The organism is Pantoea sp. SGAir0430 (genome assembly GCF_043549295.1).
In genome coordinates this window covers 3,898,261-3,907,675 of record NZ_CP039427.1, presented here as the reverse complement: position 1 = coordinate 3,907,675, position 9,415 = coordinate 3,898,261, and the positions used below count along the sequence as shown (strand labels likewise).

General features: G+C 61.8%; 8 protein-coding genes. All 8 read right to left on the bottom strand.

Translation table 11 applies throughout. From position 1 onward, the window contains the following. Positions 1-19: 19 nt before the first annotated feature. Positions 20-3,400, bottom strand: coding sequence for an exodeoxyribonuclease V subunit gamma (recC, locus tag E7738_RS18210; RefSeq protein ID WP_394515918.1), 3,381 nt, complete (start codon positions 3,398-3,400; stop codon positions 20-22). A 61-nt stretch (positions 3,401-3,461) separates the two neighbouring features. Then, a complete protein-coding gene (locus E7738_RS18205; RefSeq protein ID WP_238561997.1) occupies positions 3,462-3,752 on the bottom strand; it encodes a prepilin-type N-terminal cleavage/methylation domain-containing protein in 291 nt (96 codons plus the stop codon). A gap of 1 nt (position 3,753) precedes the next feature. Then, positions 3,754-4,182 carry a DUF2509 family protein gene (locus E7738_RS18200; protein WP_125309778.1) on the bottom strand — a complete coding sequence of 143 codons (429 nt, stop codon included), beginning with the start codon at positions 4,180-4,182 and terminating at the stop codon, positions 3,754-3,756. Further along, the gene (locus tag E7738_RS18195) at positions 4,179-4,718 is read right to left on the bottom strand and encodes a prepilin peptidase-dependent protein (RefSeq protein WP_104188428.1); all 540 of its coding nucleotides are present in this window, start codon (positions 4,716-4,718) and stop codon (positions 4,179-4,181) included. The genes E7738_RS18200 and E7738_RS18195 overlap by 4 nt, the downstream gene beginning before the upstream one ends. Further along, positions 4,709-5,179 (bottom strand): prepilin-type N-terminal cleavage/methylation domain-containing protein, encoded by a 471-nt coding sequence (locus tag E7738_RS18190; RefSeq protein ID WP_150361107.1) that lies wholly within the window; start codon positions 5,177-5,179, stop codon positions 4,709-4,711. Before E7738_RS18190 ends, E7738_RS18195 begins: the two co-directional genes overlap by 10 nt. Positions 5,180-5,382: 203 nt before the next feature. Beyond that, positions 5,383-6,177 carry a thymidylate synthase gene (thyA, locus tag E7738_RS18185; RefSeq protein WP_021506704.1) on the bottom strand — a complete coding sequence of 265 codons (795 nt, stop codon included), beginning with the start codon at positions 6,175-6,177 and terminating at the stop codon, positions 5,383-5,385. After that, positions 6,174-7,055, bottom strand: a complete 882-nt coding sequence (gene lgt / locus E7738_RS18180) for a prolipoprotein diacylglyceryl transferase (RefSeq protein WP_021506703.1) — start codon at positions 7,053-7,055, stop codon at positions 6,174-6,176. Before lgt ends, thyA begins: the two co-directional genes overlap by 4 nt. A gap of 112 nt (positions 7,056-7,167) precedes the next feature. Then, complete coding sequence (ptsP, locus tag E7738_RS18175) at positions 7,168-9,414, bottom strand: phosphoenolpyruvate--protein phosphotransferase (RefSeq protein ID WP_058757064.1); 2,247 nt, start codon at positions 9,412-9,414, stop codon at positions 7,168-7,170. Position 9,415 lies beyond the last annotated feature (1 nt).

The following is a 9,415-nucleotide window of genomic DNA, read 5'->3' as shown; positions in this document are numbered from 1 at the left end:
ACAGGCCGCACTTCCGTTGCTATTCATCATCCTGATGCGCGAGGCGCACCGGCAAATACCACTGACGCGCCGCAGCGATGATCTGCTGCTGCGTCGGCTCGTCCAGCGTGCGGCACAGGCGCTGCAGATAGGGATCGCTGCCCTCGCCTTCAACCTGGTAGCCGCCCTGCCACGCCTGCAACAGCTTGTTGAGCGCCTTTTTCTGCGTGGCGTCATCTTCCTGAAGCTGGCCGGATTTGCTGTCAAAGCTGGCGTCCAGCCAGGCGCCGCCGGATTTATTCAGCAGCAGCAGCGGCTGCGCCAGACCCGCCTCACAGGCGGCCACATATTCAGCCAGCTGCGCCTGCGCCTGGGCAGGTGCCACGGCCGCGAAGCGCCAGCGGCTCTGTTTGCGACCATACATGCGGCTGGTGCCGTTGCCGCCCAGCGCACAATACACCAGATGTTCCAGCCACAGCAGCAGGCCATCGTTGATGTTGAGCACGCCCGGACGCCAGCGTAACAGCCCATCAGCTTGCACCTGAGTCAGCCAGCCGGTCAACTGCGTTGCGCCCAGCGTCAGGTTGACTTCCCAGCTCTCCGCCGGCAGCCGCTGCGCGCTCACTTCCGCCGCCACTTCCTGCATCTCTTCGGTCTGGCTTTGCCAGAAAAGTTCCCCGAAGGCGCCGTAAGGCAGATTACCGGCGGCGCGGTGGTGCGCATACAGCTGGGCCGGATCGTCACCGTTGACCAGCGTATTGAGCAGTTCAGCATTGATCTGATAGCGCTCCAGGCTGTCCGGTGCGAACGGTTCGCTGTCCGGCAGCTCGCTCTCCTCCATCCAGAAAGCCACGCCGAGGCGCTGCTGGAACCACGCCCGCACCGGATGACGCCAGAAGCGCAGCAGCTGCTCCAGCGACAGCGTGGTCAGCGGCTGAACCGGCAGCGGCTGAACAAACCCGGGCTGCGCCACGCCGCTGCCGGTGGCCGCCGGCAACCACTCTGCGGCGAAGCTCTGCACGTGGCTTCCCGGCTGAAAATTTTCCGCTGCAAACGGCATGCGGCTGTGCAGGCGTTGCAAATGTGCCCGCACCCGCTGCTCACTGACGTCCGGCTCACAGGCTTCGTCCCCCGGTAAACAGAAACTCTGCGCCAGATAATCCACCAGTTCAGTCACCAGCACCGAGGGATAGCGATCGGTGTTGTCCTGAATCGCCCGGCCAATGTAGCTGATGTACAGCTGCTGCTGCGCCGAGATCAGCGCTTCAAGGAACAGATAGCGGTCATCATCACGCCGGCTGCGATCGCCTTTCCGCGTCTGCTGCTGCATCAGGTCAAAACCGAGCGGCGCCAGGGTGCGCGGATATACACCGTCGTTCATGCCCAGCAGGCACACCACTTTGAACGGGATGGAGCGCATCGGCATCAGCGTACAGAAGTTGATCGGCCCGGCCAGGAAGCGCTGGCTGATGCGCTGCTGATCGAGGCGCGCACGCAGCTCATCGCGCAGCAGCGTGACCGGAATCGGCTGCTGATAAGCGGCCTGCATCCCCTGCTCAATGATCTCCTGCCACTGCGTTTCGACCAGCAGCAGCGCCGCCTCGCTGTCGGCATCGCCGCTGAAGAAGCTGTCGATCAGCTCACGGCACAGCGGCAGCCACTCGGCCAGGGTGCGCGTCTGCGCAAGGCGCGTGCGCCAGCTGTCGAGCCGCGCCAGCAGCTCGGCCAGATGGCCCGCCAGCTCGGCGATCAGGCCGCTGGATTCGTCATACGGCAGAATGCCCTGCCAGTCGCCGTTGCGGCTTTCCAGCGCGTAGCCCAGCAGCATACGCTGCAAGCCGAAGCGCCAGGTGTGCTGGCCGGTGACCGGCAGCGCCAGCGCTTCCACGCTGGCGTCATCCAGTCCCCAGCGGATGCCGGATTCCATCACCCAGCGGCGCAGCAGGCGCAGGCCGCTCTCCTCTACGGAGAAACGCTGTGCCAGCGCCGGCACCTCGAGCAGCGCCAGCACCTCTTCTGAGGCAAAGCGACTGTCCGGCAGTGCCAGCAGGCTGAGCAGCGCGAGGATGGCCGGATGCGCCTGACTGGCGCGCCGGTCAGAAATGGCGAACGGCAGATAGCGCTCAGGCGGCGCACTGGCAAAAGCCGCCTGAATAAAAGGCGCGTAGCTGTCGATGTCTGCCACCATGACGATAATATCGCGCGGCTTCAGCTCCGGGTCGGCTTCCATCAGAGCCAGCAGGTGATCCTGCAGCACTTCCACTTCACGCTGGGCGCTGTGACACACCTGGAGCGTGATGGAGCGATCGTGCGGATCGAGCCGGCGCTTGTCCATGCTGTCGGCCAGCTCGCCAGCGCTGAGCCCAATCACCGCGCGATCGTCAAGATTGAGCAGATCGGCCTGCAGGCAGTGCAGCAGATTATCCGGTGACATCTCCACAAACGCATCGATGTCGTTGGCGGCTGACTCCATCTGGCTCAGCAGAAACAGGTTGTCACGGCCCAGCTTGCCCCACGAGGCCAGCAGTGGATTGGTCAGCTGCTGCTCGCCCAGTTCGTTAAACAGCGCTGGCGCGGCATCCGGATCGCGGAACAGCGGCTGCGTCTCCTGCGAATGCAGGCGCAGCCGCTGGCGGCTCTGCAGCTTCGCGAGGAAGGCGTAATCCTGAATGTCGCCCCAGTAGTGACGACAGGGATTGGTAAACAGCAGGTGAATATCAATGTGGCGGCCCAGCGCTTCCAGCGCCTGCAGATAAACCGGCGGCAGCGCAGAGATACCGCAGATGAAGACGCGCTGCGGTAGCCCCGGCGGCGGCGTTGACGCCTGCTCCAGCGCCTGGATAAACCGTGCATAGAGGTTGGCACGGTGCCACATCGGCTGACCGAGGCTGCGCGTGAATTCGACCAGATCGCGCCACAGCGCCGCCTGCCACTGCTGAGCATCGCTCAGCCCGTCCACCTGTTCGCCGCGCTCCCAGCGGTTCAGCCAGTCGGAGCGGTAGACCAGATACTGGTCGAACAGATCCGCCACGCGCGCGCTGAGCTGGTAGAGTTTGCGCTGATCGTCGTCGTCATGCAGATAGCTGCGCAGCGGCTGAAACGCCTCCTGCTCCAGCAGCACCGGCAGCCGGTGCATCAGCTTCCAGCTCATGCTGGCTTTGGTGAAAGCACTCTCTTCCGGGATATCCGGCAGCACTTTAACGAACATGCTCCAGATAAAGCTGGCGGGCAGCGGAAAATCAATGTTGGCGGCAATGTTGAAGCGGTTAGCCAGCTCCATCTGCAGCCACTGCGCCATGCCCGGGCTCTGTACCAGCACCTGCTCAGCCGCGAGCGGATCGGCCAGCGGCTGGAGTTTTATCAGCTCTACCGCTAAGTCTTTCAATAAATCTAACCGATTGGAGTGGTAAACCCGGAACATAAAACTCCTTAAAGAAGGGAAAGCGCAGCCCGGTCACTCTACCCTTAATCGCCTGGCCTGCCTACCCGCCGGCATCACCTTCGCGGCAATTGAGCCGCGCCAGTGACGCCGTGCGCTGATGGGGTCCGGTGACGGTAACGCGATCCAGCACGCAGCTGCCAGGTAAACTCTGCGGCTGATGCACAATGTGCCAGCCGGTGGTATCACGCCCGAGCAGCGCCTGCCCGGCTACCTGCCACGCCTGGCGCTGCTGCCACTGCTGGCTAAATCCCAGCGCCAGTGCGCGATGATACTGCAGCAGCGTGCTGATGGTCATCGCCAGCAGCAGCATCGCGACCAGTGTTTCCGCCAGGCTAAAACCCTGCTGTCGCCTCTGGCAGCTGACACTGCTCCGCCTTCGCCAGCGGGCAGTAGTCGATCCAGCCATGCGGCTGTGGCTGCAGCTGGCCGTTGCGCAGCGACACCCACTGATAGAGCACGAGCGCACGTCCGGTGCCGCGCGCCGATAATAAGCCATGATTCTCCTCCTGCCGCAGCAGACAGCTTTGCCACGCGTCGGCCAGAGCGGTCTGACATTGCCAGCCCGCGGCCTGCGGCCAGTTTTGCTGTCGGCCCCACGTTAAAGCGGCCTGCGCCTGCCAGAAATCCTGCTGATGCTGCTGCTCGTCGGCGACCAGCGCCATGCCCTGCGCCAGCTGCGTGCGCGCGGCGTGCAGCGTGAGCCCGCCCATCAGCAGTAACATCACCACCATGCCCAGCGTGCTGTTGCCGCGCTGCTTCACAGATTCAGCCCCTCCGCTATCATCGTCAGCTCTGCCTGCTGGCGGCCCGCCGTGGCGGCCATCTGCAACAGCAGCCGCGTGCCCTGGCGCTCAACCCGGAAGGTGCTGAGGGTGAGGAATGCCGGATCGGTGATGCGCTCCCAGCCGTTGCTGTTGCACTCGTCCACGCCGCGCTGCATCTCCAGCTGTCCGTTGCGCAGACGATAGCCGTAATAATCGCTTTCACTGTGACCGACACCTTCCCAGCGTCCGTTACTGTTTTCGTCCCAGCGCAGCAGTACACAGCTGCCGCTGCTCATCAGCGTGAGCGCCGCACCGGCGCACTGACCGTGACAGTAACCGGCACGGCGCAGCGCTTTGGCCAGCGAGCCGGCAATCTGCTGCAGCTCCTGTTGCAGCTGGACCCGCTGCTGCAGGCGCAGGTTCTGCTCCAGCAGCAGCGGCAGAAAGCGGCCGACGCTGACCATCAGCACTGCGCCAATCGCCATGGCGATCAGCATCTCCAGCAGACTGAAGCCCCCCTGCGCTATTCGCATCCCTTCTCTCCTGGCTGGCAGACCCGGATGCGCGCCCGGGCGGAGAGGATGACGCGCCAGCGGCCAGCTGCGCTCTCCAGTTCGATACTGCCGGGCCGGGCCACATCGCGTCGGCCGTAAAAGCCCGGCTCGCCGACCAGCGCGGTGATGCGCACTTCGCGATAAGGCGGCCGAAACAGCCAGCGCGACGGCAACTGACACCCTTCTGCGGGCTGCGGCCCGGTGCCGAGGCAGCCGTTTTCGCCCGGCTGCAGCCACAGGCTGAGGTCGCGGTTGTGCCAGCTGGCGTGCGCACGCAGCCGCAGCAAAAAGCTCTGCAACTGCAGTACGCTCTCACGCAGTTGCTGATACTGCTGCCAGCGCTGCCAGCCCTGTAAGGCTGCGATGCTGAGGATGCCGGCAATCACCATAACCAGCAGCAGTTCCGGCAGCGTAAAGCCGGCGTTTTGGGTTCTGTTCATAACCGGCACTCTGCGCCTGCCGGATGAAAAGCAACAGCGGCAAACAGAGAAGATGGAAAGCGTGCCGCAGGAAAGTTATGCCCGGTGCAGACAACACCCTTTTTTTGCGCGTCGGATTCAGAAAATCCCCGCAGAAGCGGGCGGAGGTCAGGCAAAAAAAAAGCCCTGCGCGATGGCAGGGCCTGATGCTGAAGAGCGGCAGATTACACGGCGACCGGCGCTTTGATCGCCGGATGCGGATCGTAGCCTTCGATCTCAAAATCATCGAACTGGTAATCAAAAATCGACGCGGGCTTACGCTTAATCACCAGTTTCGGCAGCGGTCGCGGTTCACGCGTCAGCTGCAGTCGCGCCTGTTCGAGATGGTTGCTGTACAGGTGCGTATCGCCGCCGGTCCAGACGAAATCGCCCACCTCAAGATCGCACTGCTGTGCCACCATATGCACCAGCAGCGCATAGCTGGCGATATTGAACGGCAGGCCGAGGAAGATATCGCACGAACGCTGGTACAGCTGGCACGACAGCTTGCCATTCGCCACGTAGAACTGGAAAAACGCGTGGCACGGCGCCAGCGCCATCTGATCCAGCTCACCGACGTTCCATGCCGAAACGATAATGCGGCGCGAATCCGGATCGCGTTTCAGCTGCTCAATCACCTTGCTGATTTGATCGATCTCTTCGCCGGAAGCTTTGCCCCAGCTGCGCCACTGCTTGCCGTAGACCGGTCCCAGATCGCCGTTTTCATCCGCCCATTCGTCCCAGATGGTGACCTTGTTCTCTTTCAGGTAGCCGATGTTGGTGTCGCCTTTGAGGAACCACAGCAGCTCATGAATGATTGAGCGCAGATGCACCTTCTTGGTGGTGACCAGCGGAAAACCGTCCTGCAAATTGAAACGCATCTGGTGGCCAAAGATGGAGAGCGTGCCGGTACCGGTACGGTCGGCCTTTTCTGCGCCTTCATTCAGCACATGTTGCATCAAATCCAGATACTGTTTCATTTTACCTCACGCGTTTGTTGCTGCGGGCGACGACGATACGCCCAGACCATCATAATCACTCCGGCCAGAATCATCGGGATCGACAGAATCTGGCCCATACTGATACCGCCTTCGAACAGGCCAAGCTGGGCATCCGGCTGACGGAAAAACTCCACGATAATGCGGAATGCGCCGTAGCCAATCAGGAACAGGCCGGAGACGCTGCCCATCGGTCGCGGCTTGCGAATAAACAGGTTGAGAATGATAAACAGCACGATGCCTTCCAGGCACAGTTCGTACAGCTGTGACGGATGGCGCGGCAGCACGCCGTACGTGTTCAGCAGTTCCTGATATTGCGGGTTGTTGGCCGCCAGCGCGAGGTCTTCGCTGCGCGAACCCGGGAACAGCATGGCGAATTTGAAGTCAGGCGCCACGCGGCCCCACAGTTCGCCGTTGATGAAGTTGCCGAGACGGCCAGCACCGAGGCCAAACGGGATCAGCGGCGCAATGAAATCAGAGACCTGGAAGAAGGTGCGTTTGGTACGGCGGGCGAAGATCAGCATCACCACGATCACCCCAATCAGACCACCGTGGAATGACATGCCCCCGTCCCACACTTTGAACAGATAGAGAGGGTTGTCGAGGAACAGCGGCAGGTTATAGAACAGCACGTAGCCGATGCGGCCGCCGAGGAACACGCCGAGGAAGCCCGCGTACAGCAGGTTTTCAACTTCTTCTTTCTTCCAGCCGCTGCCGGGTTTGTTGGCGCGGCGCACCGCCAGCCACATAGCAAACACAAAGCCTACCAGATACATCAGGCCGTACCAGTGCAGCGAAACCGGTCCGATGGAGAAGATCACCGGATCGAATTGGGGAAATGAAATGTAGCCGTTAGTCATCTTTCACCATGTTTTTTCTGCCCGCAAAAGGGCGTGGCTAAAGGGCCATACAATAAAAGGCTGCGCATCATAGCACAGCCGCTTTTCACAATTTCCGCAGAAATGTAAACAGTTAACGTCCGCCGCGAATCAGTCCGCCCAGGCCGCGCCGCTCCATGAAGGCCGACACCAGATGGCGCACTTCCGTTGCGGTGTGTGCCATCACGCCCTGCTGGCTCAGTTTCTGCGCCTCTTCATAATCGAGGTGGCGCAGCAGGTATTTGACGCGCGGAATGTTCTTGCCGTTCATGCTGAGATGGTGATAACCCAGACCCACCAGCAGCGCGACGCACATCGGATCGCCCGCCATTTCACCACACAGGCACAGCTCCAGTTTGGCCTGGCGGGCTTCACTGGCGATGGTTTGCAACGCCCGCAGCATCGCCGGATGCAGCGAATCGTAAAGGTTGGCGACGCGGGTATTGTTGCGATCGACCGCCAGCAGATACTGGGTAAGATCGTTGGTGCCGACGGAGATAAAGTCCACGCGTTGCGCCAGATGCGGGATCAGAAACAGCATCGACGGCACTTCAATCATCACACCAATGCGCGGTTTCGGAATGGCATAACCGAGCATCTCTTCCACTTCGCGACCGGCGCGATCGATCAGGCGCCGCGCCTCTTCGATCTCGTCAATATGACTGATCATCGGCAGCAGAATGCTCAGGTTGCCCGAGGCGACGTTGGCGCGCAGCATGGCGCGCACCTGCACCAGGAAGATCTCCGGCTGGTCGAGCGTCAGACGAATGCCACGCCAGCCGAGACAGGGGTTCTCTTCACTGATCGGCATGTAAGGTAGCTGTTTGTCAGCGCCGACATCCAGCGTGCGCAGCGTCACCGGTTTGTCGTAAAACAGTTGCAGCATGCCCTGATATTGCGCCACCTGCTCCTCTTCCGACGGGAAGCCGCTTTGCAGCATGAACGGAATTTCGGTGCGATACAGGCCAATGCCGTCAACCCAGTTGTCGAGCGCCTGTTCGTGTTCCGGGCTGAGACCGGCGTTGAGCATCACCTGCACGCGCTCGCCGCTTTTCAGCTCGCCGGGCTGCTCCACCACATCTTCGGCCATTTTGCTCAGCGCGTTCTCTTCGCTGATCAGCCGCTGATACTCCTGCACCAGCACCGGCTCCGGATCGATCAGCACTTCGCCGCGATAGCCGTCCACGATCAGCAGCCGCTTGTTGAGCTGCGACGGCAGGATATCCGCGCCCATCACGGTCGGTATACCCATGGCGCGCGTGAGGATCGCCGCGTGCGAGTTGGCTGCGCCATCGCGCACCACCACACCCGCCAGCCGCTCCTGCGGCAGCTCCGCCAGCGTGGTGGCGGTGAGTTCATCGGCAACCAGCACAAAGCGTTCCGGCCAGGCGTTGGTGCCCACCAGCGTGTCGTCAAGGTGGAACAGCAGCCGCTGGCCGAGCACGCGCAAATCCCCGGCGCGCTCGCGTAAATAGTGATCCTGCAGGCTGGCAAACTGTGCGGCAAACTTCTCGATCACCGTTTTGACCGCCCACTCGGCTACCGATCCGCGCTCGATCTCGGCAAATAGATCTTTTTTCAGTCGCGCATCGGTGAGCAGGTGCGAGTAAAGATCGAAGATCGCCGCGCTCTCTTTCTGCACGCTGGCCGCGAAACGCTTGCTGAAGCGGCGAAACTCGTTGCCGGCCTCGCCCATGGCGACAATCAGACGCTCGCGTTCACGCTGCGGATCGAGTGTGGAGGCGGCAGACACCTGGTCGAGCAGCGGCTGCGTTTCATCAACCCAGCCAGGTGCAACGGCGACGCCCGGCGCGGCGGCAATCGCTTTGACGCGCGTCTGGCGGAACTGACCGAACAGCTGGCCAAGCTGCGACTGCGACAGCAGCGCGGCCATCTGCGTGGCCAGCGTAACCAGAAATGACTCTTCGCTTTCGTCGAACTGACGATGCTCTCGCTGTTGCACCACCAGCACGCCGAGCAGTTGACGCCGGCTGATGATTGGCACACCCAGAAACGAGCGGTAGCGCTCTTCTTTGACGGAGGGAATGTATTTGAAGCTGGGATGACTTTGCGCATCGGCGAGGTTGATCGGTTCGGCCAGGCGGCCCACCAGCCCGACGATACCTTCGTCAAACGCCAGCGTAACCGTGCGGCCGCGCGGCTTTTTCAGGCCGCGCGTCGCCATCAGGTAGTAGCAACGCCGATCGTGATCGGCGAGGTAAACCGAGCAGACCTCGGTCTCCATCGCCAGGCATATTTCGTTGACCAGAATGTCGAGTGCTTCATTCAGACGCGGTGCACTCGCCACTTTTTCTACAATTTCGCGCAACTGAGTGAGCATA

Excerpts from the sequence above, each read along its gene's own strand:
- E7738_RS18195 (WP_104188428.1), bottom strand. The coding sequence starts at position 4,718 with ATGCGAATAGCGCAGGGGGGCTTCAGTCTGCTGGAGATGCTGATCGCC.
- thyA (WP_021506704.1), bottom strand. The coding sequence starts at position 6,177 with ATGAAACAGTATCTGGATTTGATGCAACATGTGCTGAATGAAGGCGCA.
- recC (WP_394515918.1), bottom strand. The coding sequence starts at position 3,400 with ATGTTCCGGGTTTACCACTCCAATCGGTTAGATTTATTGAAAGACTTA.
- ptsP (WP_058757064.1), bottom strand. The coding sequence starts at position 9,414 with ATGCTCACTCAGTTGCGCGAAATTGTAGAAAAAGTGGCGAGTGCACCG.
- E7738_RS18190 (WP_150361107.1), bottom strand. The coding sequence starts at position 5,179 with ATGAACAGAACCCAAAACGCCGGCTTTACGCTGCCGGAACTGCTGCTG.
- lgt (WP_021506703.1), bottom strand. The coding sequence starts at position 7,055 with ATGACTAACGGCTACATTTCATTTCCCCAATTCGATCCGGTGATCTTC.